General features: G+C 45.1%; 25 protein-coding genes. 17 read left to right on the forward strand and 8 right to left on the reverse strand.

The genetic code is table 11. The features are described 5' to 3' along the window. The first annotated feature begins 49 nt into the window (after positions 1-49). From ABEW32_RS21220 to ABEW32_RS21240, 5 genes are all read left to right on the forward strand, one after another. Positions 50-1,765: an ATP-binding protein gene (locus ABEW32_RS21220; protein WP_430191511.1), complete on the forward strand. Its 1,716-nt coding sequence runs from the start codon at positions 50-52 to the stop codon at positions 1,763-1,765. 51 nt (positions 1,766-1,816) lie between these two features. Further along, the gene (locus tag ABEW32_RS21225; protein WP_430191513.1) at positions 1,817-3,070 is read left to right on the forward strand and encodes an MDR family MFS transporter; all 1,254 of its coding nucleotides are present in this window, start codon (positions 1,817-1,819) and stop codon (positions 3,068-3,070) included. Between the two features lie 20 nt (positions 3,071-3,090). Further along, positions 3,091-3,645 carry a nucleotidyltransferase family protein gene (locus tag ABEW32_RS21230; protein WP_016819242.1) on the forward strand — a complete coding sequence of 185 codons (555 nt, stop codon included), beginning with the start codon at positions 3,091-3,093 and terminating at the stop codon, positions 3,643-3,645. 41 nt (positions 3,646-3,686) lie between these two features. After that, a complete protein-coding gene (locus tag ABEW32_RS21235) occupies positions 3,687-4,109 on the forward strand; it encodes a GNAT family N-acetyltransferase (protein WP_430191516.1) in 423 nt (140 codons plus the stop codon). A gap of 69 nt (positions 4,110-4,178) precedes the next feature. Beyond that, complete coding sequence (locus ABEW32_RS21240; RefSeq protein ID WP_430191518.1) at positions 4,179-4,817, forward strand: GDSL-type esterase/lipase family protein; 639 nt, start codon at positions 4,179-4,181, stop codon at positions 4,815-4,817. 105 nt (positions 4,818-4,922) lie between these two features. Here ABEW32_RS21240 and ABEW32_RS21245 read toward each other — a convergent pair whose 3' ends face one another. From ABEW32_RS21245 to ABEW32_RS21260, 4 genes are all read right to left on the reverse strand, one after another. Continuing rightward, entirely contained in the window at positions 4,923-5,600 is a 678-nt protein-coding gene (locus tag ABEW32_RS21245) for a tetratricopeptide repeat protein (protein WP_430191520.1), read from the reverse strand. A 287-nt stretch (positions 5,601-5,887) separates the two neighbouring features. Further along, the gene (locus ABEW32_RS21250) at positions 5,888-6,259 is read right to left on the reverse strand and encodes an iron chaperone (protein WP_430191522.1); all 372 of its coding nucleotides are present in this window, start codon (positions 6,257-6,259) and stop codon (positions 5,888-5,890) included. 108 nt (positions 6,260-6,367) lie between these two features. Then, the gene (locus ABEW32_RS21255; RefSeq protein WP_430191524.1) at positions 6,368-6,898 is read right to left on the reverse strand and encodes a GNAT family N-acetyltransferase; all 531 of its coding nucleotides are present in this window, start codon (positions 6,896-6,898) and stop codon (positions 6,368-6,370) included. A gap of 198 nt (positions 6,899-7,096) precedes the next feature. Beyond that, entirely contained in the window at positions 7,097-8,131 is a 1,035-nt protein-coding gene (locus ABEW32_RS21260; protein ID WP_430191526.1) for a C40 family peptidase, read from the reverse strand. 245 nt (positions 8,132-8,376) lie between these two features. Between ABEW32_RS21260 and ABEW32_RS21265 the strand changes: the two genes are divergently transcribed. The 4 genes from ABEW32_RS21265 (at position 8,377) to ABEW32_RS21280 (ending at position 12,289) form a co-directional block, all read left to right on the forward strand. Continuing rightward, entirely contained in the window at positions 8,377-9,528 is a 1,152-nt protein-coding gene (locus ABEW32_RS21265) for an iron-containing alcohol dehydrogenase (protein WP_430191528.1), read from the forward strand. Positions 9,529-9,674: 146 nt separating this feature from the next. Then, complete coding sequence (locus ABEW32_RS21270; protein ID WP_430191530.1) at positions 9,675-10,097, forward strand: MarR family winged helix-turn-helix transcriptional regulator; 423 nt, start codon at positions 9,675-9,677, stop codon at positions 10,095-10,097. 72 nt (positions 10,098-10,169) lie between these two features. Continuing rightward, positions 10,170-10,751: an NAD(P)H-dependent oxidoreductase gene (locus ABEW32_RS21275; protein WP_430191532.1), complete on the forward strand. Its 582-nt coding sequence runs from the start codon at positions 10,170-10,172 to the stop codon at positions 10,749-10,751. Positions 10,752-11,458: 707 nt separating this feature from the next. Further along, a complete protein-coding gene (locus tag ABEW32_RS21280; protein WP_430191534.1) occupies positions 11,459-12,289 on the forward strand; it encodes a DegV family protein in 831 nt (276 codons plus the stop codon). 74 nt (positions 12,290-12,363) lie between these two features. On the opposite strand, the gene ABEW32_RS21285 is transcribed toward ABEW32_RS21280, so the two are convergent. The 3 genes from ABEW32_RS21285 to ABEW32_RS21295 all read right to left on the reverse strand — a co-directional run bounded on the left by ABEW32_RS21285 (position 12,364) and on the right by ABEW32_RS21295 (position 16,521). Next, on the reverse strand, positions 12,364-12,990 hold the full coding sequence (locus tag ABEW32_RS21285) for a BclA C-terminal domain-containing protein (protein WP_430192016.1): 627 nt from the start codon (positions 12,988-12,990) through the stop codon (positions 12,364-12,366). Between the two features lie 211 nt (positions 12,991-13,201). Continuing rightward, positions 13,202-14,425 carry an MFS transporter gene (locus tag ABEW32_RS21290; RefSeq protein ID WP_430191536.1) on the reverse strand — a complete coding sequence of 408 codons (1,224 nt, stop codon included), beginning with the start codon at positions 14,423-14,425 and terminating at the stop codon, positions 13,202-13,204. Between the two features lie 68 nt (positions 14,426-14,493). Next, positions 14,494-16,521, reverse strand: a complete 2,028-nt coding sequence (locus ABEW32_RS21295; protein WP_430191538.1) for a beta-galactosidase — start codon at positions 16,519-16,521, stop codon at positions 14,494-14,496. Between the two features lie 136 nt (positions 16,522-16,657). Between ABEW32_RS21295 and ABEW32_RS21300 the strand changes: the two genes are divergently transcribed. From ABEW32_RS21300 to coaD, 8 genes are all read left to right on the forward strand, one after another. Further along, the gene (locus ABEW32_RS21300; protein WP_430191540.1) at positions 16,658-17,494 is read left to right on the forward strand and encodes an AraC family ligand binding domain-containing protein; all 837 of its coding nucleotides are present in this window, start codon (positions 16,658-16,660) and stop codon (positions 17,492-17,494) included. Between the two features lie 193 nt (positions 17,495-17,687). Then, positions 17,688-19,505: an APC family permease gene (locus ABEW32_RS21305; protein WP_430191542.1), complete on the forward strand. Its 1,818-nt coding sequence runs from the start codon at positions 17,688-17,690 to the stop codon at positions 19,503-19,505. Positions 19,506-19,714: 209 nt separating this feature from the next. Beyond that, positions 19,715-20,833, forward strand: coding sequence for an acyltransferase family protein (locus ABEW32_RS21310; protein WP_430192018.1), 1,119 nt, complete (start codon positions 19,715-19,717; stop codon positions 20,831-20,833). A 170-nt stretch (positions 20,834-21,003) separates the two neighbouring features. Further along, on the forward strand, positions 21,004-21,636 hold the full coding sequence (locus ABEW32_RS21315; RefSeq protein ID WP_430191544.1) for a hypothetical protein: 633 nt from the start codon (positions 21,004-21,006) through the stop codon (positions 21,634-21,636). Further along, positions 21,629-22,144 (forward strand): accessory gene regulator ArgB-like protein, encoded by a 516-nt coding sequence (locus tag ABEW32_RS21320; RefSeq protein WP_430191546.1) that lies wholly within the window; start codon positions 21,629-21,631, stop codon positions 22,142-22,144. The genes ABEW32_RS21315 and ABEW32_RS21320 overlap by 8 nt, the downstream gene beginning before the upstream one ends. Before the next feature lie 5 nt (positions 22,145-22,149). Further along, complete coding sequence (locus ABEW32_RS21325; RefSeq protein ID WP_430191548.1) at positions 22,150-22,272, forward strand: cyclic lactone autoinducer peptide; 123 nt, start codon at positions 22,150-22,152, stop codon at positions 22,270-22,272. Between the two features lie 315 nt (positions 22,273-22,587). Further along, positions 22,588-23,229: a 16S rRNA (guanine(966)-N(2))-methyltransferase RsmD gene (gene rsmD / locus ABEW32_RS21330; protein ID WP_430191550.1), complete on the forward strand. Its 642-nt coding sequence runs from the start codon at positions 22,588-22,590 to the stop codon at positions 23,227-23,229. After that, positions 23,222-23,743 (forward strand): pantetheine-phosphate adenylyltransferase, encoded by a 522-nt coding sequence (gene coaD / locus ABEW32_RS21335; protein WP_016819264.1) that lies wholly within the window; start codon positions 23,222-23,224, stop codon positions 23,741-23,743. Before rsmD ends, coaD begins: the two co-directional genes overlap by 8 nt. On the opposite strand, the gene ABEW32_RS21340 is transcribed toward coaD, so the two are convergent. Next, positions 23,706-24,989, reverse strand: a complete 1,284-nt coding sequence (locus ABEW32_RS21340; RefSeq protein WP_430191552.1) for a nucleoside recognition domain-containing protein — start codon at positions 24,987-24,989, stop codon at positions 23,706-23,708. The genes coaD and ABEW32_RS21340 overlap by 38 nt on opposite strands. Between the last annotated feature and the right edge of the window lie 116 nt (positions 24,990-25,105).

Raw genomic sequence — 25,105 nt, forward strand, 5'->3', positions numbered from 1 at the left:
TGTTAGTGTTGGCAACCCGTAAGTCATTTTGTAAAGGGGGCCTTTTAATATGAAGGAACCGACAGCAGAAATGGCTGTCCTGCGGAGAACGGTCGAACAATTAACGGACGAGGTTATAAAAAGTAAAGCTGAGGAAGAAAAGCTGCTAAATGAATTTTCAGCGATGAACAACGAGTTGGTCAATCTGCAGCGTCAGCTTGCCAAAAGCAATGCTGAATTAAAGCGAACAAAGGAAGAAGCGATACGAGCTAATGACCTAAAGAGTACCTTTCTCGCTGTGGTTAGTCATGAATTCAGAACGCCGATGAACGGAATTTTAGGGATGATCGAAATGTTAGCTTCCTCTAAACTGTCTCCAGATCAACGGCAGGCCATCGCTGTGATACGTGAGTCGGCCTCTCTGCTGTTAAACATGATTAACAATCTGCTTGATATATCCAAAGTAGAAGCAGGGCAGATGGAGCTGGAAATCGGAAATGTCAGAGTCCAAGCGATTATGAGCCATGTCTCGCAGTTGTTGGAGCCGCAAATCTATCAGATGGGCAACCGTCTGAGTGTAGAGACAGATCCTGATGTGACAGAGCACCTTGAAGGAGATTCGGCAAGGATTATGCAGATTTTGCTTAATCTGTTGAACAATGCGAATAAGTTTACGCGCGAAGGGAACCTTGTTGTTCGAACCAAATTAATTAAGGAAACAAAAGATTCCCAGCGTGTTCGTTTTGAAGTGCAGGATTCAGGCATCGGCATTTCACCAGAGGATCAGAACAAGCTGTTCCAGCCTTATGTGCAAGCCGGTGAGGGCAGTGCTCCCCAATATGGAGGAACAGGCCTGGGGCTGTGGATCTGCAGCTCATTTGTGAAACTTATGCAGGGAGAGATTGGGGTCGTCAGCGAAGAAGGCAAGGGCTCCACGTTTTGGTTTGAAATTCCCTTCAGAAAGGCATCAGGACAGGCAGATGAAACAGAGAAGTATGAAAATGGTGATTTGATGGCACGTAGCGAGTTGCTTCGTGAGCATAGTCATTTTCAAGCTATTTTGGTAGCTGAGGATAATCGGGTGAATCGTCAAGTGGTGCAATTACAGCTTAACCATCTTGGATTCCAGCATATTGACTTTGTTGAGGATGGGCAAGCCGCAGTAAGAGCAGCCTCTGGGCGAGCCTACGCCTGCATTCTAATGGATCATCATATGCCTCTGCTAAATGGTCATGATGCAACGAAAGCAATCCGCCAGTGGGAAGCAGAAAACCAACAGCCGCCTGTGCCAATCATTTCTTTGACCGGAAATGTGTCTGAGGAAGACCAGGCTCGAGGGCGGGAGCTTGGGGTGAACGATTACTTGATGAAGCCCGTGAAGATTGAAAATCTCTCGGAAAAGCTGGCCAAATGGCTACCCATACCGGAATCCGAGCCTATTTTGGATGAGGATGTTATTCGTGAAATCGTGCTGCTGGACGAGGATGGTAGCACGGGATTACTTGAGTCATTGGTTGAAATGTATACTAGTGATACACCTGCCAAGATCGACAAGTTAAAAGAACTGGTTGCCGCAGGTGAAGCCACAAAAGTAGTAGAGGCTGCTCATGAGCTAAAATCAGGCAGTGTGAGTTTGGGTGTGGGGCGTTTGTCTAAGTTACTGTCTGATATTGAACAGCTTGCACGGGAGAACCGACTTGAAGATGCGCAAGTGAAGTTGTCTGCGCTCCAGTCTGTCTATCAGGCAACGTGTGTAGAACTGGAACGCTATATTCACCAGTGCTAGACTAAATCCCCCTTGTCAGACATGAACCTAGAAGGAGGATCTAAGTTATATATGAAAGAGCAGCTTCGTTCCATACACCCGCTGGCCTGGACAATTATAACGGGTACGATTTTTGGTCGAATGGCGACTTCTATGAGTATCCCGTTTTTGTCTATTTATTTGACCACCCGTCTGGGGGTGTCCCCGTTTCATACAGGGGTAATTGTATCGGTCAGCTCGCTGGTCGGCATTTTTGCCAGCTTTTACGGTGGATATATTTCAGATCGAATCGGACGGCGTAAGGTGATGCTAATATCGATCGCGAGCTGGGCACTTGTATTCGTCGCTTTTGCGTTGGCAGAAGCGGCCTGGGCTTTTTTTGTCATTAATGCTCTGAATGGGCTGTGCAGATCCTTATTTGAGCCAACTTCGCGGGCGCTATTATCAGATGTAACCCCCAAGGAGAAAAGATTGCTCGTCTACAATATGAGATATGCGGCAATTAATGTTGGTGTGGTGGCAGGACCGCTGCTTGGTTTGATGTTGGGCTCGGCATCCACAGGTACGCCGTTCTTGGTAGCTGCTGGTGTGTATGCTCTGTACGGGGTGCTGCTGTTGATCCAGTTTACTCGGTATGCATCAGATTTGCATGTAGGCACTGCGGCGGGAGAGGCTCCGCTGCGAATGGGCGAGGCGTTCCGAACAGCCAGTCGGGACCCCATATTTATGCCAATTCTGCTAGGAACCGTATTCTGTGTGATGGGCTACGCCCATTCCAATTCGACGATGCCTCAATTTTTATCATTGTCCTTTGAGGAAGGTACTCGGTGGTTTACATACATGTTAACAGTCAACGCGGTTTGCGTATTGGCTTTTCAGTATCCACTGGTGCGGTTAGCAAGCCGCTTTTCTCCAGTGAATTCATTAATAGCAGGAAATTTATGTATTGCGGTCAGCTTGCTGCTGTGCGGTATGCTACATTCAGGCTGGACGTTTATACTGGATATGGTGCTGTTTACAATAGGTGAAGTGTTATTGTTCACGATGCTGGACGTACTAATTGATCAAATTGCTGATGCTCAATATAAAGGGACCTACTTTGGTACGATCGGCTTTAATAATTTGGGTAGTGTACTGGCTCCCTTATTTGGTGGCTGGTTGCTGGATATCTATGGTCGAACGGCGCCACTTGCTGTGTTTGTTCCGGTTGCGCTGTCTGTTGTAATCGGTATTCCATTCCTGCTGGTCGCACGCCGTCGTTTGGCACAGCGCACAGCCCGGTTCGCGGCTCAAGCAGGAGAGTCTGTGCAGCAATTGTCCTCATAAAAAAGGGAGCTGAGTACAGGATGAAGTCGGAAGAAGATGTGCTACGAATTATACAGTATATGAATGATCCACAGGTGCTGGAAGACTTACGCTATGTGCGGGAGCTGAAGCTTCCGCAAGGTTGTATAGCTGCGGGCTATGTACGCAACCGTGTGTGGGACAAGCTTCATGGCTACACAACGGCTACGCCTCTAAACGATATCGACGTTATTTATTTTGACCCTAAAAATACACTAGAGGAGCGAGACGAGTTTCTGGAGCAGTCCTTAAATCGTAAACAGGCGGGACGCAATTGGTCTGTCAAAAATCAAGCTCGGATGCATATCCGCAACGGGGAAGCTCCGTATTCCTCGATAGAGGATGCGATGAGCCGCTGGCCAGAGACGGCCACAGCTGTAGCCATTCGATTGAATGCCAAGGATCAAATGGAGGTCATTTGTCCGCATGGGCTGGAAGATTTGCTGGATATGCGAGTACGCCAAAGCCCCTTGTTCCGTCACACTACGGCTTTTCGTCAACGTGTTTTTGAGAAACAATGGCTAGATAATTGGCCGCTGCTTATTGTGGAGAATTAGAGTGTAACCTCATTTCAGAATATAAGGAGAGACGACTAACAATGTTTAAAAATATAAAACCAGATTTAGACCGTGAGGAGGTACTGGAGTTACTTACTTACGCGGTGCTAGATCATCCTGAACGTGGGGAGGCCGCTTTACGTGCCTATCAAGCCTCGGATGAATGGAAGTTGTTCGGTGTCGAAGATGAAGGACTTATTGTAGGTGTTGTCGGTTTTGAGGAGCAGGAGGATGGAACGATCGTGCTCCATCATCTGGCTGTATTGCCTGAAAATCGTCATAGAGGGTATGGTAGAGGGATGTTGCTTACGCTTATTAAAGAGCGTAGCCCCAAGCGACTTACAGTGGACACAGATGCGGAGGGGGCAGATTTCTTCCGCAACGTGGGGTTTGCTGTATATGGATCAGAGGATTTGCCAGATGGTGGGCAATTTCATTGTGTATATGAAATAGACGAAGAATAAGCGAATCTCCGGGTCCCGCTTCCTTTTTTTCTACATAATATATGTTATGTCGGAGGGAGGTGGGGTTCATTGGCGTATCACTACACAGCGATTGGAGATTCTTTAACGACAGGTGCAGGGACGTTGCTAGGTGGCGGCTTTGTACCTGTCTATCGGCAAATGGCAGAAAGAAATCTCCGTACACCAGTCAGTTACGAGAATCTGGGAATCAACGGACTGACATCGCAAGAGCTGCTGTCCATGGTTCGCAACAATCCGCTTTTTCGGTCAGCAATCAGCCGGGCTGAACTCATAACGGTGACGATCGGCGGCAATGATCTACGTCCATATATCAGTACACTTGCTGGAGGCCCAGGCTCTTCAGGTTCTTCCATTCCACAAGCACTGAATCATACCAAAGAACATGTACGCCAAATTGTACATGCCCTGTATCAAATAAAAGCCGGTCAGCGTGAGGCATTTATCATTCGAATGGTGGGATTGTATAATCCTTTTCCAGGGATAAGAGAGGCGGGAGTATATGTACGCCAATTCAACTCGTTTCTCTATACATTGGGTGGACCCAATTACCGGGTAGCGAACATTTATCCCGCGTTTGAAGGCAATGAACGGGCATTGCTTTCGCTGGACCGAATACATCCGAACAGCCGTGGTTATCGTGTGATTGCGGAAGAGCTAAATCGGCTTGGCTATGCGCCGTTACGATGAGCAAGAGAGGATGCTCCAGATCGGAAAAGTATAATAAAGAAAGAGGTTCATTATGGCAGATTAACTGTTCATCCTGAACCTCTTTGTTGTGTTTCAGCGTGCGATTTAGCTGATTATTTTACGGAATAAGCTGCGTGCAGCCCACTTGCGCTCACTTCGTTTGCGGTATTTGGGCAGAGAACGATAGACAGCAATAGACTGGTTAAATGCAGCGATCGACTCATCCTTGCGTCCCAGCATACGGTACATCAGGCCTGTCAGATAATAGCCCTCGCTGGAAGAAGACTGAATCTCCTGAAATTGCTGTAGATAGTGTAGTGATTTATTTACATCCCGTTCCTTGAAAGCTGCGGCTAAATGCAAATAGGGTTCTCCGTATTGCACTCGCGGGTTAATGTCCAGTGCCTTGAGTAAATGCCGTTCTCCATCCTCCAGTTGGGTTGTGTGTACCTCAGCCGTACCCCGTGCATTCCAATAGTCTGCTGAATCTTCATATCGGGATTGAATGTCCACTAGGAGCTCCAAGGCCTGTGAGTATTTCTTGCTTTCGATCCAAATTCGAGCCAAATCAAACTTGGCAGCCACATCGTTGGTGTTTAATGCAATCTGTTGACGCAATCGCGCTGCATTGCGTCTTCTTTTCCACGGTTTGCTGATGCTGGGCAATACACCGACAAAGCTACGATCCAATATATAGATCACAATTAGGAGTACGAGCATTGCTAAAAACGGGTTGCCGAGCAAACTCCATAGTAGAGAGAAAATCAAAAACTTCCCAATCATTCTGCTCCAATCCTCCTGTATATGTATCTATCCATACTTTCCACATTATAGCATAGGGTTACTTTAAGGGACATTGGCCTGATGAGATTTCGAAGAATGATAGCTTTCTATGTTGGTGGGGAATGGTAGAGTACACATCGTTTTAGATTGATGCTTGTGAAAATGTCGTATGTACAATGACTCCTCCTTGTATGGAGGAGCATGAGAAATATCAGCATTACATTGAGTGACTGAAGACTGCTTGGGAATATGCAGATGAGTTGGTTGCATTGGCCCATCCTATTTTTTTATTCCCGCCAAAAGGTTGAACAGTCTGCCTTATCCAAAATATTAAACTCGACTATTTTCTCAAGTAATGAAAAATCAACTGCACTATCCCACGGGATACGTATCAACTGCTTGGTGTGATCATAGCCACTCTGCACAATTAAATCAGAAAAATGATTAATCCCTGCCCTTTCAGGGGCAACAGCCAAATGATGTTTGGCTACGCTAAAGCCAATAATAAATGTACCGTGATCGGTAAACATAGGCTGTTTCCACGCAATTTTTGGCATTAAATTTGGAAACTTCTTGGTTACCCAAGCTAAAACCTCTTCCGTTCGGGCTTGATGTTGCGGGTTATCAATATGCGCTAAATATTCTGAAAAAGCTTCCATGTAAGTTCCCTCCTAAAATCAAAATTGTATCATTCAGAGGAATTCTTCAAACCTATTTCCAACTATATTATCGCAGCAACATGTCTCTCAAGATGTAAAAAATACCTGTTATGTCCTGTTATATTCCTCAGCAAGAATAGAGTACAAATATGAATCATGAAACTCGCCTTTGTAGTACCAGTGTTCTCGCATTATACCTTCACGTTGCATGCCGATCTGTTGCATAACCTTCTCAGAAGCTTTATTTTCTGGACGACATGTTGCATAAATACGATGGACACCCAGTGTGCTAAATCCAAATCCTAGCAGGCCTCGTGCCGCTTCTGTTGCATACCCCTTGCCTTGATAATCTGGGTTTAAAATATAACCCATTTCTGCATTAGTATCTTTGACATGAATACCAACGCCGCCGATCAGAATTCCAGTATTTTTCAGACATATGGCTAGTTCGTAGTCTTGTCGTGGCTTTTTCTGCTGTGAGGCCAGAACTTGTTCTATATATGCCTTGGTATCTTCTTCTGTATTGGGTCCCCATGCTGTGTGCCTAGTAACTTGAGGCAATGACGTGTAGGTATGTATACTTCTCCAATCGGATCTGCAAATATCACGAATGATGAGCCGATCTGTCTCAAATTGCATAACGATTCCTCCTTTCTATAATTAGCATACATATTCGTGTGTTCTGCACAATCTATTAAACCTATTTAAGCAGACCTGATGGGAAAGATTCAAGACCTTTTGCCGCCTGAACGCAAACCGCAAGGGAGCGTCCGGCAAAAGGCAATCTAATGGTTGTTGTATTGGAACAGCCTGTGGTGATGGGTTATCCGGCTTGTCCTAAAACATTCTGCGGGCTGTTACGAAACGCTTCTTCCATTTATCGTCAAACGTCTCAAAATGAACGCCTTGATCTTTGGAAAAGGTATGCAGCAATTTGTTGTCCCCTGCATAGATCGCTACATGGCCGATCGCCAGCCCACGCGCACTGAAGAACAGCAGGTCGCCTTTGCGCAGCTCGTTCAGCCCGACTTCCCGGCCTTCTTTAGCCTGATCGTAAGAGACACGGGGAAGGTCAATAGAGAGCGTATGCCGGAATACTTCCCCCACAAAAGAAGAACAATCAAAGGTCGATGTTTGTCCGGTTGCTGCGCCGAATTCATAAGGGGTACCGAGGAATTTCTCACCATAAGCGATCAGTTCATCTCCTTGGCGTTTCGCCAAAGACGGGCTGGAATAGTCGCTGTATTTGGGTTTTGCCGATATGAATCCGGTCAGTTTGTCTTTAGTACGCACTTCAAGCCAGAGGGCATTGACCTCGCGGATGACATGAACCTTTTCGTCGGCTGAAATAAGCCGCAGCGAAGGGGAGGCTGCTGATGAATCCGGTTTGCTGCGCAGGTTAACCCCAGAAAGAACTGTTGTGGAAAAATCTTCTTTGGAGGCAATTCGGATCGTCCGGGTTAGGGCATCCCACTTCACTGTGCTTCCAAGTGCTTCGCTCACAAAGCGCAGTGGAATCATTGTGTTGCCCTCAACAATCTGTCCTGGAACGTTCAGCGATAGCGTTTTGCCATTGAGAGTGGCGGTGACTTCTCCGATGCGGTAGGTCAGTGCTATGTCGTTTTTGGTTGCTGTAACGGTTTTGCTGGATTCGTTCCAGGTAAGCACAGCTCCCTGAGACTCAAACAACTGACGCATAGGGAAGAGTGTTGTCCCGTCTTTCAGTAGAGGTTGCGCAGTAAGCTGAAGCGGCTGATCATCCACATACACGCTTGTTACTGGAGTCAGCGACGCTGATTTGGCGTAAGTTGGGGTTGCTTGGAGCAGTAATACCGCCAGCAGAGCTAGCCATGCTTTCTTGTTGATTGTCATGCTGTCATCACCTCGTTGTTAATGTGTTCATCTAAGTTGTACGAGGCTGCCTCCGATTAGTTGTGTACCAAATATTGGACTGATCCAAAAAACAAAATAAACAAAAATAAAACAAAGTAATATCTGTGTTTTTATATTGACATCAAAATTAAATAAAGATAAGATTACAAATGTGAAATGTTTCACTTTAGAGTAGTTTGTATTTAGCGAGGAATCAAAAGTGAATCCTTAGGAGGCAGATGTTTATGAGCGCACATGTATTTTTTGTACCATCTATCAATCTGATGGGAAAAGGCTGTTTGCATGAAGTTGGACCCTATATAAAAGAACTACATTTAAACAAAGCACTAGTCGTGACAGATAAGTCTTTGATGAAGAGTGGGATTGCAGGCAAGGTCACATCCTTGCTGAATGATATTGGCTTGGACTATATAGTATATGATGAGGTCAAGCCCAATCCGACCTGTAAAAATGTGCATGATGGCGTTCAATTTTTACAAGAAAACGGCTGTGACTTCTTAATTTCTATTGGCGGAGGATCTCCACAGGATACGGCCAAGGGAATTGGCATTATTGCTACCAACGGAGGACATATAACCGAGTATGAGGGCGTTCATAAATCCAAGCATAAATCGCTGCCTATTGTGGCTATCAATACAACGGCAGGAACATCAGCTGAAATTACAATTAATTATGTCATTACGGACGAAGAGCGCAAAGTCAAAATGGTTATGGTTGACAAGAATAGCGTCGCTACGATTTCAGTCAACGACCCAGAACTGATGGTAGACAAACCCGCCGCATTAACCGCAGCTACTGGACTAGATGCTTTGACCCATGCCATTGAAGCTTTGGTTACTCCGGGTTCCTATCCTGTTACAAATGCGACCGCGTTGGCAGCAGTAGAACTTATTTTTAACAATTTGGCCCGTACAGTGAGCGACGGTCATGATATAGAAGCACGTGAACAGATGGTTTTCGCTATTTTCTTGGGAGGACTTGCATTTAATAATGCCGGATTGGGTTACGTTCATGCTATGGCTCATCAGCTTGGTGGGGTATACGATTTACCTCATGGGGTTTGCAATGCTATGCTGCTGCCGATTGTGGAAGAGGAGAATGCCAAGCATGTACCAGAAAAGTTTCGTGCCATCGCTAGGGTAATCGGTTTTGAAGATAAAGGGAAAACGGATAAAGAATGTGCGGACTATGTAATTCAAAGAATCAAAGACCTGTCGAAGGAAGTGGGGATTCCTGCCAAACTTTCTGAACTGGGTGTACATGAGGTAGATTTGGATCTGCTTGCCGAGAACTCCATGAAGGATGCTTGCGCTCCAGGCAATCCGTTCATACCTAACAAAGAACAAGTAATCGAAATGTTTAAGAAAATACTATAAATTTTACTGATATTATTTTGTTATATTCTTTAAGGGCTGCCCCAGGAACTAATCAAGAACACCGGGAACGGCCCTTTCATACGTTAAAATAAGATCGAGCTGACTAAATACTTGATATATATAGATGTCTATGTAATAATGCTTGTATGTTAAAAAATAATGCTGCTGCACTTGTTGGAACCATTAGAGACTCGATCAATAAATTAATTGTATCTGAGCTTGAATCCTATGGAGTTGAAGGAATTGTACCTACCCATGGGGGGATACTAATGTTCTTGTACCAAACGGATGGGCTTTCCATTAAGGAATTGACGCAAAAAATTGCCCGTCAGCAGCCCACAGTCACTGTTTTGATCGACAAGCTAGTAAAGTTGGGATATGTAGAAAGAAAAAAAGAAAGGGAGGATAGCCGGGTTACTCTGATCTATCTTACCGAGAAGGGAAAAGAGCTGGAACCTATATTTGAGACAATCTCCAATAAATTAAAAGAAACCATCTATGGGGGTCTCAAAGACGAGGAACAAAAACAACTGGAATATCTGCTGGAGCATGTAAAAGACAGGTTTTAAATTTTTTTAAGTAAATGTATAGATATCTATACAAATGCCAAAATAACAATAAAACATCTGGAGGTCATAAAAATGAAACATCTTATTATCTATGCTCACTCTAACGCGGAAAGCTTTAATCACGCGATATTGGAAACGGTTGTAACTACCTTGAAGGAAAAAGGCGACGAAGTTGTTGTACGCGATCTATATGCTCTTGATTTTCAACCGGTACTAAAACCTGAGGATACTGCTGCGATGAGAGCTGGGCAAACGCCAACTGACATCAAAGTAGAGCAGGAGCATATCTCACAGTCCGATACGATTACTTTTATTTCGCCTATTTGGTGGACAGGTCTTCCTGCGATTCTGAAAGGGTACGTTGATCGTGTATTCGCGTACGGCTTTGCATATACGGCTGGTGCAGAGGGGATTAATAAGCTGCTTACAGGTAAAAAAGGGTTTATCGTGAACACACATGGTACGCCCAACGCGATCTACGATGAAATCGGTATGACCGCAGGATTGAAGCTTACATCAGATACAGGAATTTTTGATTTCGTGGGAATTGAATCGGTCGGTCACTTGCTGCTAGGAAGTATCGGCTACCTTGATGAGGAAGGCTATAAGGGATTGCTGAAACAAGTACAAGACACGGTTAAAGCGGTGCTGTAAAGTTAGTTCATATTCGTGCAGAAGCGTAGAACATGCTTGAAATGAAAAGGTTAACCAGCATTTATGGTTGGCCTTTTCTTATAAATACTAATATTTTTTTCCAATATAGTCCAAACAATGTTTTGGTCCTGCTTGTTATTATGGGGATATACAAAACTAGCCTTTGTACGATTTATTTTGTCATAACACACTAGCAACATATTGTTTATTGTCATTTTGGATAGATCCGTTGATTTCACCGACATCTCCGTCCATAGATCTTTGGTGAAATATACCGTAAAAGCGATAAGGATCACATACATATAATGAAGCCTATTTTAATGTAAACACTGTAATATGCTATTTAATGGTAACGAGTCAATGAATGAGATGAAAGATTTTTTGTTTTCGGCTAAGAAATCTCTGAGCAAATAGAAACTCAGCAAGCATAAAATTCACAAATAATTCATTGTTATTCTCGTTGGCAATTCATTATAGTACATAGTATCCCTATTTAGTTCAACGTCGAGATAATGAAATTAATCCTTCCTTTTTCAGTAAACACCTATATGTATCCAGTTCAAAAATGACGATAGCGCTTACGGGTTTAGGGAAAAGGCGATGTGCATTAGAAATGCCGATACGGTTAATTGAGCTTTCTTGCAATATGATGATGTGAGATGAATGCGGATTCTAATGAAAAATAACATAATGTGAGGGTGTACTGGGTGAGATATAAAATCATAGCAGATAGTTGCTGCGACTTAACGACAGAGCTTAAAGAAGAGATGCAAGTAACTACGATTCCATTAAACATGACATTGGGTGAAAAATGCTTCATAGATGATGACACATTGGACTTGCCTCAGTTTATGGAAGAAATGAAAGCCTGTACAACCAAGATTGGTTCCGCTTCACCGTCACCTATGCTGTATAAGGAAGCCTTTCAAGGTGCGCATACTTCTTTTGCCATTACCTTATCCAGCAACCTGTCCAGCTCGTATTCCAGTGCATTAGTAGCAAAGGATATGGCAGAAGAAGAGGGCGCGGATGTTCATGTATTCGATTCGAAAAGCGCATCGGCTGGACAGCTCTTGTTAGCTCTAAAACTACGCAAGCTGATCGACGAAGGATATCATAAAAGTGAAATTATCTCTTCCTTGGAGAATTTTATCAGCAAGATGAAAACCTATTTTGTTTTGGAGAATCTAGATAATTTAGTCAAGAACGGACGAATGAATAAAATCACTGGAAAGATACTCTCATTCTTGCATATCAGGCCCATTTTAGGTTCGGACGGTGACGGCAACATCGCATTATTCACTCAAGCCCGTGGTCAAAATCAAATCATTGAAAAGTTGGCAGATACCATTGAAAAAAGTGGGCGTAGTACCGAAGGGGAAAGCATCGTTATTACTCATTGCAATAATCCCGGACTGGCACAAAAGTTAATGAATACCTTAAAGAACCGCTATCAATTTAAAGATATTCATATTGTGTCCACCAGGGGGATTAGTTCAATGTATGCGAATGACAAAGGGATCATAATAGCCTTTTAAGAGTATTCAGGGTTTATCCTTATGCGATGGATAAACCCTTTTTTAGTATACTGGGGCTTAGCAGAGGGCTAAGCCTATCCCAGTTTTCTAATGAGGACAGAGGCGTTTATGCTGGTTTGAATTCCCCCGGCCTTGGTCTGTAGGGTAACAGCAGCAGTAGAGCTATGGTTACGCAGAGTTAGGACATCACCGCATGCCAGGGCGAGGATAGCTTGCCCTGTGTTCTGCTGTGTCCCGGCTCCTGAGCCGTACACGGTTCCCTCAGCCAGTGCGCCGTTAATAAAGATGGCGAATTGATTAGGCTCTACACCTGATACGGAGAAGTGAACTTCATACTTCCCTGCATCAGCTATAGCAATCTGTGTAGTCCCTGGAAGGTGAGCGATCCCGGGCGTAAGTATGCCGTTCGTATCCAAAATGACCTCGCCTTCAATTGGAACGACTTGGGGTCTCACATTATAAATATACCCGAATTGTGCTAAATCACCTGTGGCTCTGGAATCCCCTTCAGCATCCTGATTAATATTCACATGTACGACTTGCTTTCTGACAATAATGTCTTTACCAAGCGATTTCCGTTTCGAGCGTCCTCTTTTTTTAGGGGGCCCTTCCTCAAACTTTTTTTCTAGCTTATCAAACCAGGCACGAACAAAAACATCTTTTTTACGGCCTTTTTTTCCTTTCAATTCAGGACGACCCAATACAAACACCTCCATATGGTTTGTTGTATAGTACTCCATTCATCTAGAGGAGGCATGGATATCTGTCCTGTGTTTCATAGTAAACAATCTATTTTGATTAAAAACAGGCTCCTGTACAAGGTACATTCGTCTAGTATGCAAGAAGCACCTTCAAATGTATCCTTGATTATCATCAAAGGATACATTTGAAGGTGCCGGTAGTAGGCTTACATCATGATGAAACGGCTTGAAGCCGCTTTTTGCGCACATATCGGGCGTACAGAATGCCGCCAAGCAGGCATAGGATACAAGCAAATCCCGCCAGTAACCATGCTGAAGCGACGGCTCCTCCACGATCCATACTGTTTCCAAGCCATAAGGGCAGCAGCGCCCCACCGACTCCGCCTGCACCGATAAGTAGGCTGGTGGTCGATTCTTCTGTACCTGGCATCATTTTGCTGGCAAACACAAGAGCGATAGAAAAGATGCCGGACATACCGAGTCCCAGCAGTACTATAAGGACAAAGGCACCAGCAGTGCCTTGAATCAACGGGAACACACACAGCAGCAGGGCCGCTGCAAGTGAGCTTAGAGCGACAAAGACACCGTAGCCGTATCGATCGGCAATGTAGCCTGTAAATAACCGCCCGAAGGCCATTGCCAGCCAAAAGCAGGTAACACTGAGAGCTGCTTCGGCTTGCGTGAGACCGAGTCGCTCGATGAACATGGAGGGCAGAAAATTAGCCAGGCTCATCTCTGTTCCTACGTAGATAAAGAAAAAAACAATAAATAATGCAAGGAGCTTCCAATTGCCTATAGGGCTGCTTTTAGAAGCCTTCTCCATAGGTGAATTTAGTGAATTAGTAGAATTATGGTTGTCACTTCGGTGTTCCTGTTCGTCCAATAAAGCATCCAGTGTGCCAAAGGACCCGCGCAGCCAAGCTATAGTGGCTACGGCTGCAAACAAGGAGATGATGGGAAATGCCAGTCGCCACCAACCTAGAGCAATGAACTGGCTGGCGATAGCCGGCATTGCCAAGGCGCCTATTCCGAAAAAGACTTCCAGACGGCTCATAGCCGCGCCCGTTCCTTGGGTAATACCCCCAATAACAATAGTACCTATGACTGTCTCTACCATGCCGAAGCCAAATCCGGCTACTGCCCCGACTACATATAGCCAGCCCCAAGGCGGGAGTATAGAATACAGCACTTCAGCCGCACACAGCAAAAGTAGGGCAAATACCAGACTTCGGCGTTTACCGAAATTCCGCGCAAGCCACGGTGATAGTAGAACTCCAGCCAGAAAGCCGGAAAATTGAGCGAAAATCAGGCTTCCGCCATCCGTGTAGCTTCTACCATAATGCTCTAGCAAGACGGGGAGTAGAGAGCCTACAACCACATGTGCCAAACCAATTAAAAAATAAGACAAGCTGCCGATCCATAGCAGTCGTTTCATGATTAACTCCTTTGATACTAAATGACCTTTGTGCAGTAAAATAAACTGTATAAGTCAGATTTGATTGATTAGGATAGCTCCAGCACTTGGAAGCTGTATCCTTCCATAGTAATATCCCCCTCCAGGAATTTGCCGCTGATCAGCTCTTTTCCTTTTTGGTCATCCAGATGATATTGCTGCGTCTGGGCATTATGATTCAGAACGAATAGATATGACTTTCCATCTTTGGACCGTACCGTCGCTTCTATGCCCGCAGGAGCACGCAACAGGGACGCAATCCCTTTTTGCTCACAAATGTAATTCAGCAGTCCATCAAGAAAAGACTCCTCAGGGTCAGAAGCGACGTACCACGCCTCACCTTGACCAAAACGATTGCGTGTCAGCACAGGCATGCCCTGATAGAAATCATCGCCGTATTCTGCCAGCACCTCGGCTCCTTCGCTATGCAGCAAGTCGCAGAGCAACCCACATTTATATTCACCTTCCAACACGCCCACTTTTTCTTTCAATATAATGCGATTGTGTGATCCCGGTAGAAGCGCATCAATTTCCTCCACCCAGATTCCGAGCAGATTACGCAGCTTACCAGGATATCCGCCGGTTGTGACCAGATCGTTTTCATTTACAATGCCACTGAAAAAGGTCGTAAGGAAGGTGCCGCCACGCTCTGTGAATTGTTCCAGCTTCTCGGATGTACCCGGCTTGACCATGTAGAGTACAGGCGCGATAATGAGATCATATTTTTGGAAATCTGTATCCACAGAAATCAGGTCTACCTGTACATTGCGCCGGAAGAGAGTAGCATAATACTTATGCACCTGATCTACGTAATTTAAGGCGACAGAAGGACCGCTTGATTTTTCCAATGCCCACCAATTATCCCAATCGAATAAAATAGCTACTTTGGCATCAACAGTCGCGTCAAGCAGTGTGTTGCCTAAAGCGCCAAGCTCACTGCCTAGCTGTGCCACCTCGCGAAATACACGTGTGTTCTCGTGCCCGGCATGCTCAATTACGGCCCCGTGGAATTTCTCACAAGCACCGATCGAGCGGCGAAGCTGGAAAAACATGACCGTGTCCGCGCCATGGGCTACAGCCTGATAACTCCATAACCGCATAACACCAGGGCGTTTAAGCGAATTATACGCCTGCCAATTCTGCTGGCTAGGTGTCTGCTCCATCAGCATAAAGGGCTGCCCATCCTTCAAGCCGCGCATCAGATCATGCGCCATCGCTGTATAGCTTATCGGAGTATTAGCACCGGGGTAGCTGTCCCAAGATACAATATCCATGTGCTTAGCCCATTTAAAATAATCCAGTTGCTTAAAAAAGCCCATCAGATTCGTTGTTACCACAGCATCGGGAATATGTTTTTTAATCGCGTTATATTCCAGCAGATAGCAATCCAGAATACTGTCTGAATTGAAGCGCGCATAATCAAGTGATATGCCCTGGAAGGTGGAGTGATTTTCTCCCCAATGTTCGCTCAGATTATTGGGAGGGACAATTTCATCCCAGTCGTAGAAGGTATGACCCCAGAAGGAAGTATTCCACACTCTGTTTAGCTCTTCCAATGATCCGTATTTTTGTTTAAGCCATACCCGGAACGCTGCAGCGCAGTTGTCACAATAGCAATCCCCGCCATACTCATTGGATACGTGCCACACGAGGATCGCGGGATGGTCTTTGTATCGCTCAGCAAGTCGGTCGGCCATCTGCTCTGCGTATTTTCGATAGGTTGGACTGTTCGGACAAGAGTTATGGCGTCCACCGAATTTTCGCTTACGCCCGTCAGCATCGACCCGAAGAATGTCTGGATAACGGGTAGCCATCCAAGCAGGATGCGCTGCCGTACTAGTAGCTAGACAAACGAAGATATCGCTTTCATAAAGATTATCAATTAGCTGATCCAGCCACTCAAAATGATATGTGATTTCGTCAGACTGAATTTTAGCCCATGAGAAAACGTTAAGCGTGGCGATATCAATACCAGCCTGCTTGAACATCCGTAAATCCTCCTGATGCGTGGCCTCATCCCATTGCTCAGGGTTGTAATCTCCACCGTAAAATACTTTAGGAAGTTTGTTGCTTATCATGCCCATCACCTCTGTATATAAGAATAATCCTATCTTATAATACAAATAAATGCTTTTAAATATAATAAAATGAACATGTATATAACAATATGGATCTACATGAGAAATAAATACCGCATACGCCGGAGGTGCTTTTATGATTTTGACTCCCCATCATTTGCGATTTTTTCTGACTACTCGTGAGCATTCTTTACCCCTTTTTATTGAAAGTATCGGATTTAATAGCAGACAGGAGGACGTATCCCGTCCAGAGGGCTATCCGTGCTTTCACTGGATTCAGACGGTGTCCGGTGAGGGGATGTTTACATATAAAGGGGGGACTTTTCGTTTGGGTGAACAGTCCGGGGTTCTGCTGCTGCCTGGTGAAGCCCATGCATACAGACGGGCGACCAAGGTGTGGCGAACGTTATACATCACATTTGATGGACCGATCGCCGCAGCTGTATTGACTGCACTCGGATTGAAGCATACGCGAGGGTATCATTGGGACCCGGATAACGAGCTGCACAGCTTTGGTGAAAACATGTTACACTCCATGGTTAGTGAACGTGATTTGTCTGGATTAGATGCTTCGGCCAATATGTACCGTTTTCTGACTCTGCTGCGTAAACATGGACAACATAGCTCGATGCCTTCCCTATCTCATAATGTCGAACGATTAACTCCTGTACTGACCTTTATGGAGCAAAATTATGCCAGTCCAGATGTGGGCTTAAGGGACATGGCCGTGATGATGAATGTCAGCGCTCGTCATCTAAATACATTGTTTAAGCAAGCGTTCGGTGTGACTTCTTATGCTTATCTGATTGTAATTCGGTTGCGGAAGGCGAAGGAAATGATGACGGAATACCCGCAGTTAACGGTGAAAGAGATTTCAGAGCGTGTAGGCTTCCGAGATGTCAGCCATTTTGTGGCAACTTTCCGCCGTGCAGAAGGAATTACGCCTGAAAGGTTCAAAATACTGTATACATAAGGGTATTTTATCGAAATACTCTTTCTTACTCGGGAATGCTCTTTTTAGGGAGCATTCCTTATTGTTTTTTTCTGGATGAGGGAGTATAAAATAATAGTTCATTTGTTTCATCAATCTGGTGTGCAGGTGACATAATAAATAAACGATTCATAGTTCTTTTGCAAAACCCTCATCCAAAGAAGGAGTCAACGAAATGCTAAGTAAAGTCAAAAGGTTATTAATCGGTCGTCCGCGAAAATCGACGGCACTTGAAGATGAGAAACTGAATAAGCTCAAGGCACTGGCCATTCTGTCCTCAGATGCATTGTCCTCTGTAGCTTACGGAACGGAGCAAATTCTGCTGGTATTAATTACAGCGGGCTTCGCTGCTCTATGGTATTCCATCCCTATATCCATTGCGGTATTGGGTTTGCTAATTATTCTGATCCTGTCGTATAGACAGACCATTTTTTCTTATCCCGGTGGTGGGGGAGCGTACATTGTCGCGCAGGACAATTTAGGAAAAAGTTCGAGTCTGATTGCAGGCGGCTCTCTGCTGGTCGATTATATTCTAACGGTAGCTGTTAGCTCATCGGCAGGTACAGATGCCATTACCTCAGCGTTCCCTTCGTTACATGATCATCGGATCGCAATTGCTTTGGTCATGATTATCTTTTTGACTATTATGAACTTGCGCGGAGTGACGGAATCTGCCTCGGTGCTGGCTATACCGATTTACTTATTTGTTGTTGCCATTTTTGTCTTGATTATTAGTGGTGTCATTCATTATTTGGCAGGAGGGGCCCACGCAGCCGCGCCGCAATTTGGAGCTACGGTATCCAACGTCAGTCTGTTTCTCTTATTGAAAGCATTCAGCTCGGGCTGTTCAGCGCTAACCGGTGTGGAAGCTGTTTCGAATGCCATTCCGAATTTCCGCAAGCCTGCTGCCAAAAATGCGGCAACTACATTGATGATGATGGGCTTGATTCTTGGCTGTATGTTTATCGGAATTAGTTTGCTGGCTTATTGGTACGGGGTTCGTCCTAATCCGCAAGAAACAGTTATTTCGCAAATTGCAAATGCCACCTTTGGGCGCGGTATCATATATTACATCATTCAAGGCGTGACGGCGCTTATCTTGTTTTTGGCGGCCAACACAGCCTACTCAGCCTTTCCGTTGCTCGCTTTTATGCTCGCAAAGGACAAATACATGCCGCATATGTTCATGGTTCGTGGAGATCGACTCGGCTATTCTAACGGTATCCTGTTTCTGAGTGTCTTCTCGGCATTGTTGGTTATCGTTTTTGGTGGCAACACAGAAAATCTCATTCCGCTTTATGCCGTAGGGGTATTTATCCCGTTTACCCTGTCGCAGCTCGGGATGATGATTCGATGGATTCGGCTCAAACCTGCTGGTTGGGTTGTCAAATTGGCTATTAATACAATTGGGATGCTAACGACGCTGTCGATTACGCTTATCTTTATTTTTACAAAGTTTAGCCAGGTGTGGGTAGTCTTTATCTTCCTGCCTTTGGTATTGTATTTCTTTATGAAGATCAACAGACATTACAAAAATACGGCAGAACAACTGCGCATTGATATCACGAAGGACAAACCTATGGTGAAAGGCAACACGATTATTATACCGGTGGCAGGCATTACTCGAGTCGTTATGAATACTATCAGCTATGCCAAAACCTTGTCGGACAATGTGGTTGCCGTATATGTGGGTGTGGATGATGAAGCGATTCAAAAAATGGAACAGAAGTGGGAAGAGTGGGATGTGGGCATACGTTTAGTAGTGCTGAGATCCCGTTATCGCAGCATCATCAATCCGCTCCGCAAATTCATTGATACCGTAGAGTGGAAAAAAGCAGATGAGGATCATATTACAGTTCTCATTCCGCAATTTATCACTAAACATTGGTGGGAAAATATTCTGCACAATCAGACGAGTTTGCTGATGAGAGCTTATTTAATTAATTACAAAGACGTCATCGTAACGACTGTACCTTTTCATCTGAACAAATAAAGCCAAATGCATACTACTGGTATTATCTTCAGTTTGTTTTTTGGTATACGTAAGGGAATAGGGATAGCTGAATTATAGTGTGACAAACTCAACACTTTTTGACCGTATCTCTGTGCGGTCAAAAAGTGTTTTTTTACATCCGTAGAGATATTTACTTGGACGATACATTTTGTGTATTATAGATACAAAATGTATCGTGGAGGAAAATGATGCCCGAAGACATGGGGAATAGGGACCAAGACAAGTTGCAATTTGTAGATACGTTAAGGGCGCTGGCGATTATCGGGGTATTGCTTGTGCATGTCAGCCAGCATGTGGACGGATTAAACGGCTGGTTGCAAAAAGGCTTAAGTCTAGGAGCCAAAGGAGTCGCTTTATTTTATATGGCGAGCGCTTTTACGCTGTTTCTATCCCTGAGCAGGCGTTCGAGTGACAAGAGAGAAGGAATAACGACTTACCTGTTGCGTCGGTTTTTCCGAATTGCACCTTTGTATTACGTGATGTTAGGAATCTATTTAATGGTGAATGGGACAGGTCCGCGATTTTGGCTTGGAGATCAGGAGGGAGTAACTGCCACTAATATTGCAGCCCATGTTCTGTTTGTGAACGGCCTCAATCCGTATTGGATCAACAGCATTATCGGTGTGGAATGGTCCATCGCAGTGGAATGCATGTTTTATCTATGTATTCCGCTCTTATTTAGGTTGATTCGGTCTGTCCGCCATGCGACTTGGGTTGTCGTCATAATGCTTGTCGCAAGCTCCGGGCTAAATACGGTGTTTGCTCAATATCCATTGATTAGTGATCATTCTTTATGGGGGCATTATCTGTATCTATGGTTTCCGAATCAACTGCCTGTCTTTGGACTGGGGATATTGTTATTCTTCATTTGGAAAGACGAGCGTCATTGGAAAAGCGTAGACCCGCTCAGTGGAGGCTTGTTGCTTGCTACTGTATTGTTTGCGTTTTTTGGAGGTATGACGGATTATCTCATAGGTGTCGGAATGCTGCTGGGGGCGTACGCTCTATATCATTGGCAGCCGATGTGGCTGCTTAATCAGGTGTGGTCATGGATCGGACGCCTCAGTTACAGTATGTATTTGACGCATATGCTGGTCCTAGGGCTAATCGTGCAGATTAGGTTACCCTTTGCTCCCCTAGTCAGCCTCATCCTTATGTTCGTCATGACGCTGCTATTCACCGCCGGACTTTCCTGGATTACCTACACTTGGATTGAACAGCCTGGCATCCGATTGGGGAAAAAGCTTATATCACGTATAAAATCTGTGCGCAAGCAGGAAGATTCGGTCAAAGAAAGTGTTGCCTAGTTGCAACTTGAAGCAGCATCAGATAACATTTGGTTGAAGTGCTTGAATAAATCTACGAAATTATAGAAAAGACCTCTTGAAAAGTAGCTCCCAGCCCTTTATATTCGATGTACATCCAAGTTTTTGAATACACCGATGAGGTTTGTTGGAATTGTAAAGGAGATGCACGTATGCTTTTGGAGCCACTCGGCTTTTTACTTTTTTCTACACTGGAAGGAGTCGCTATTTTTGCACTGATTTTAAGTATCTTTAAAGTTAGAATAACTCCCTATCTATGGCAGGCTATTTTTGTAAATCTGATTATGAACTTGCAAAGCTATCTGCTCCGAGAGGAATTTTCACTCGCATATTTGGTACCTGTCATTAATATGCTGCTGTTTATTTTTTTACTTGCTACGGTGGTGAAGATCCCGATTGTTTGGTCAGGTATTATGACAGTTACAGGTTATTTTGCCTACGCCGTTATTCAGTCGGTATTTCTGAAAGCTATGTTCGGCAACCTGCCGGTTTCAGAGCTACAGGATGGGTCCTTGAAGGGCTATCTGCTACAAGTGGTTAGCGCAGCGGCAGGACTCCTTATTTCATTTATATTGTATCGAAAAGACATCGGATTTTCCCCAAACTTCAAAAAGCTTAAGTTCAAAGAGGAATATGGCATTGTTATCACGCTCATCATTCTGTCTCTCATTTCAACATCTATTGTGCTTTATTATAGCGAGGTATGGTTGAGTATGATATTTTTTGCACTAGTATCGGGATTTTTTATCTACTATGCAGTCGGAAAGGAATACCGAGATGATTGAAACGATGGCTCTTAAACTTGCTAACCAGATTAAACGTACTGTGCCTGATCATCCGGCCTCCATCCCTGTACTTAAATACGCACTTGCTCTCATTTTGAATGCATCGATGATCATTGTGTTGACACTGTTCGCCTCTTTTTTCACGGGGCGGATGGTAGAAGCTGTAACGATTCTCGTCGCTTTTGCCTTGCTGCGCCAAATCTCTGGTGGCATTCACTTGAAAACGGGTATGGCTTGTGTGCTGGTGACGTCTGTAGCTTTTACATACATATCTTGTATTTCCTTAAATAATGGGTGGACAAACCTGTTTACCGGAATCGCTCTCATTCTTGTTTTATGCTTTGCCCCGTCCAGAATTGAAAAGCAGTCGCGCATTCCAGTCCGGTTTTATCCCCTCTTGCGATTGTTATCCTCCCTGCTTGTATGTACTAATTTTGTTATTGGCTCTTCTGTAGTAGCTGTTGCTTTCTTGGTTCAAAGCCTAACATTGATTCGGGGAAGGAGGTGAGTAAAATGATGAAAAAAATGGTATACGGGTTAGCCACATCGTTGTCTGTGTTTGCGACATTTGCTGTATCGGTGGCAAGTTATGTGTATGTCTATCAAGGGGATACACCCGAGGAACTGCTGAAATAGGCAAAATGCAGAATAGCAAAAATAATACATAGAGCTGCTATGAAGCAGCTTCTTTTTATGTAAAAAAACAGGCGCTCCACGAAAGAGCGCCCGAATGGGAGAGGAGAAACCGGACGAAGAGCTTATGGGGAAACGTAAGTCTTCTCCGCGGTTGTCTACGACATTGGTTGAATGCCGATATTTTAAGGATGCCCAGGAGATGGTTTTTTATACCTGCTGTATCACTAAGTTTTTCAAACGGCGGTGCATGTGGTACGATAACGACATAATCTTTATATGGTTATGAACACATATAGAAAATAGGTGAGTTTCAGCGTGAGAGTGGTATCGGGTAGTGCCAAAGGAAGGCCGTTAAAGGCAGTTCCCGGCACCGGGACGCGACCGACCACGGATAAGGTCAAGGAAGCGCTATTTAGCATGATCGGTCCTTATTTTGATGGGGGAGTTGCGCTTGATTTGTTTGCTGGCAGTGGCGGCCTGGGTATAGAGGCGCTTAGTCGGGGAATGGACAAGGCAGTTTTTATTGATATGGAATCCAAAAGCATTGATGTCATTAAAGAAAATTTGCGAAAAACAGGATTGGAAGGAAAGGCAGAAGTGTTCCGCAATGATGCCGGACGAGCGCTCAAGGCGCTGGCAAAACGTGGAGCTCTTTTTGATGCTGTTTTTCTGGACCCGCCTTATCGTCTCAAGCATGGAGATGAGTTGATGAGCCGCATGGCTGAGTTGGACTTGCTTCGTTCAGGTGCTGTCATCGTGCTGGAGTATGAATCAGGACATGAGTATCCGGCAAGTTTCGGGCCGTTTGAACAGGTTAGAAAAGCGGTCTATGGTGAAACAGCATTATCCATTTATCATTTTGCAGATGATGCTTTGACGGACGCCGAAGAACATACAGAAGCCGAAGCGATCAAATTCGGCATCACCGAATCAGACGGGGAGGACCATCATGATTGAGCACAAACCACGTATTGCCGTATATCCGGGAACCTTTGATCCCGTGACGATGGGGCATCAGGATATTATTCAAAGAGCGGCCCGGCAGTTTGATCTACTGATTGTCGCGGTTCTTAACAATATTAGTAAAAATCCGCTGTTTTCACTTGAAGAGCGAATGGAACTGCTGCGGACGGTAACTCGTGACATTCCGAACGTTGAAGTGGACAGCTTCCGTGATCTGACAGCCAATTATGTACGCCAAAAAGGGGCTCAAGTTATTGTCAGGGGAATCCGGTCAGTGACCGATTTTGAATATGAGTTGCAATTAGCCTCGACAAATCATAAGCTGAACCCGGATGCGGAAACGATCTTTATGATGACCAATCCGGCTTACTCATATCTAAGTTCCAGTATGGTGAAGGAAATTGCACATTTTGATGGCAAGGTTGTAGATCTGGTGTCACCAGAGGTGGAGGACGCACTGCGTGCCAAAGTTAGTGCAAATCGCGGTGGCTCCACCATGAAGTCATAAAGGAAACGGCGAGCAGAGCAAGTATAATCGTACTTAGAAGTACAACAGACAGTACGGTTAGTTGCCAAGGGTACATGGTTGTTCCTTCTATTTGTGTTAATAAACTGCTGGCTTCGGCCATGACAGCCTGTGAACCGGAATCATTTACACTTTCGGTCAAAGAAGATACAGAACTGCGGCTGACGTAAGCGGGAATTGTATTACTGACAATGCGGTCAAGTGGAGTCCATACCGCCAAGGTAAGCGCAAAAGCAATGATCCCATGAAGCACACGTGATAAGGTGAAGGTGATGCCCTTGTCGGAAGGTCTGGTGACGGCGGTAATTTGAAGCCAGCCGCACAGTCCGCCCCAGCCCAACACAGCACTGATCAACGCTGCTTGTGTACGGAGATCGTCGGGCAGACGGCTGATTTCATAGGAACCAAGATGGATTTCCATCCAGGCAGGCCATACGATAGAAAGAGTACCTTGGCCTGAGTATAGGGTCAGCAGCCGAATCAGTACGGAAAAGAAAATAATGAATCCACCTGTCACCATCAGCGTCTGTACAGCATGGGATACGGTTTCACCTAACAGTTTTCCAAAGCTGCGGCCGTCCCGTTCTCTGGCAGAGCGGGTAGCTTCCCATGCGGATCGGATCAGAGAGGTGGTAGTGCGGGAAGCAGAAGCGTGCCGGAGGGCAGCTGGCGTTTCCCGTTTTTTCGATTTACTGGACGATTCAGGTATTCTGGCTGTGATCCAGCCTGCCAGCAGTCCGGAAATCCAGTGAACGGCAAGTAACATCCCGCCTGCAGCAGCATTGTGCAGCAGTCCTGTGCCAATGACGAGCAGGATCGTAATCGGATTGCAGAAATGAGCGATAGCGGTCAGACGTCGAAGCTGAAGCGTGGTCATATCCTCCTGCTGTGCCCATTGGCGTACTGCTTCCGCAGCAGCCGGGAATCCTGCAGTTAGGCCGAGGGCCAACACCCAGCCGCTTCGTCCCGGTAGCCGGAACCAGGAACGCATGAACGGCTCCAGCAGAACACCTAGACCGTGTACGAGACCAAAGGCGATAAGCATTTCGGACAGCATCAAAAAAGGCAGCATGGCCGGAAAAATAATGCTCCACCATAACTTAAGCCCCCGGGTAGAGGCTTGAAATACTTCTTCTGGTGAGGCGACGATAGCCACTACAAGCAAAATGGCTCCAAGGCCAAGCAGCAAGGTTGTCCAATAAGGAGCAGGGCGGGCTTCCTTTTGCATCAAAGAGTTCACCTCTCATAAATATACTAAGGAGAGTCGGATGCTGTCTCCAGCGTTTATTCACGTTCATTTCTTGGTATAGGCTGCTCGTACATGTTGTCGTAAACAATGTATGC

Origin of the sequence: Paenibacillus jamilae (assembly GCF_050482105.1) — a bacterium.
Taxonomy (GTDB): Bacteria; Bacillota; Bacilli; order Paenibacillales; family Paenibacillaceae; genus Paenibacillus; species Paenibacillus jamilae_B.

What these genes read in the sequence shown, in the direction of transcription:
- ABEW32_RS21310 (WP_430192018.1), top strand. Translation starts at nt 19,715, where the DNA reads ATGCCCGAAGACATGGGGAATAGGGACCAAGACAAGTTGCAATTTGTA.
- ABEW32_RS21270 (WP_430191530.1), top strand. Translation starts at nt 9,675, where the DNA reads ATGTTAAAAAATAATGCTGCTGCACTTGTTGGAACCATTAGAGACTCG.
- ABEW32_RS21230 (WP_016819242.1), top strand. Translation starts at nt 3,091, where the DNA reads ATGAAGTCGGAAGAAGATGTGCTACGAATTATACAGTATATGAATGAT.
- ABEW32_RS21315 (WP_430191544.1), top strand. Translation starts at nt 21,004, where the DNA reads ATGCTTTTGGAGCCACTCGGCTTTTTACTTTTTTCTACACTGGAAGGA.
- ABEW32_RS21220 (WP_430191511.1), top strand. Translation starts at nt 50, where the DNA reads ATGAAGGAACCGACAGCAGAAATGGCTGTCCTGCGGAGAACGGTCGAA.
- ABEW32_RS21290 (WP_430191536.1), bottom strand. Translation starts at nt 14,425, where the DNA reads ATGAAACGACTGCTATGGATCGGCAGCTTGTCTTATTTTTTAATTGGT.
- ABEW32_RS21300 (WP_430191540.1), top strand. Translation starts at nt 16,658, where the DNA reads ATGATTTTGACTCCCCATCATTTGCGATTTTTTCTGACTACTCGTGAG.
- ABEW32_RS21305 (WP_430191542.1), top strand. Translation starts at nt 17,688, where the DNA reads ATGCTAAGTAAAGTCAAAAGGTTATTAATCGGTCGTCCGCGAAAATCG.
- ABEW32_RS21245 (WP_430191520.1), bottom strand. Translation starts at nt 5,600, where the DNA reads ATGATTGGGAAGTTTTTGATTTTCTCTCTACTATGGAGTTTGCTCGGC.
- ABEW32_RS21235 (WP_430191516.1), top strand. Translation starts at nt 3,687, where the DNA reads ATGTTTAAAAATATAAAACCAGATTTAGACCGTGAGGAGGTACTGGAG.
- ABEW32_RS21225 (WP_430191513.1), top strand. Translation starts at nt 1,817, where the DNA reads ATGAAAGAGCAGCTTCGTTCCATACACCCGCTGGCCTGGACAATTATA.
- ABEW32_RS21260 (WP_430191526.1), bottom strand. Translation starts at nt 8,131, where the DNA reads ATGACAATCAACAAGAAAGCATGGCTAGCTCTGCTGGCGGTATTACTG.
- ABEW32_RS21265 (WP_430191528.1), top strand. Translation starts at nt 8,377, where the DNA reads ATGAGCGCACATGTATTTTTTGTACCATCTATCAATCTGATGGGAAAA.
- ABEW32_RS21340 (WP_430191552.1), bottom strand. Translation starts at nt 24,989, where the DNA reads ATGCAAAAGGAAGCCCGCCCTGCTCCTTATTGGACAACCTTGCTGCTT.
- ABEW32_RS21250 (WP_430191522.1), bottom strand. Translation starts at nt 6,259, where the DNA reads ATGGAAGCTTTTTCAGAATATTTAGCGCATATTGATAACCCGCAACAT.
- ABEW32_RS21325 (WP_430191548.1), top strand. Translation starts at nt 22,150, where the DNA reads ATGATGAAAAAAATGGTATACGGGTTAGCCACATCGTTGTCTGTGTTT.
- ABEW32_RS21255 (WP_430191524.1), bottom strand. Translation starts at nt 6,898, where the DNA reads ATGCAATTTGAGACAGATCGGCTCATCATTCGTGATATTTGCAGATCC.
- ABEW32_RS21295 (WP_430191538.1), bottom strand. Translation starts at nt 16,521, where the DNA reads ATGATAAGCAACAAACTTCCTAAAGTATTTTACGGTGGAGATTACAAC.
- ABEW32_RS21275 (WP_430191532.1), top strand. Translation starts at nt 10,170, where the DNA reads ATGAAACATCTTATTATCTATGCTCACTCTAACGCGGAAAGCTTTAAT.
- coaD (WP_016819264.1), top strand. Translation starts at nt 23,222, where the DNA reads ATGATTGAGCACAAACCACGTATTGCCGTATATCCGGGAACCTTTGAT.
- ABEW32_RS21320 (WP_430191546.1), top strand. Translation starts at nt 21,629, where the DNA reads ATGATTGAAACGATGGCTCTTAAACTTGCTAACCAGATTAAACGTACT.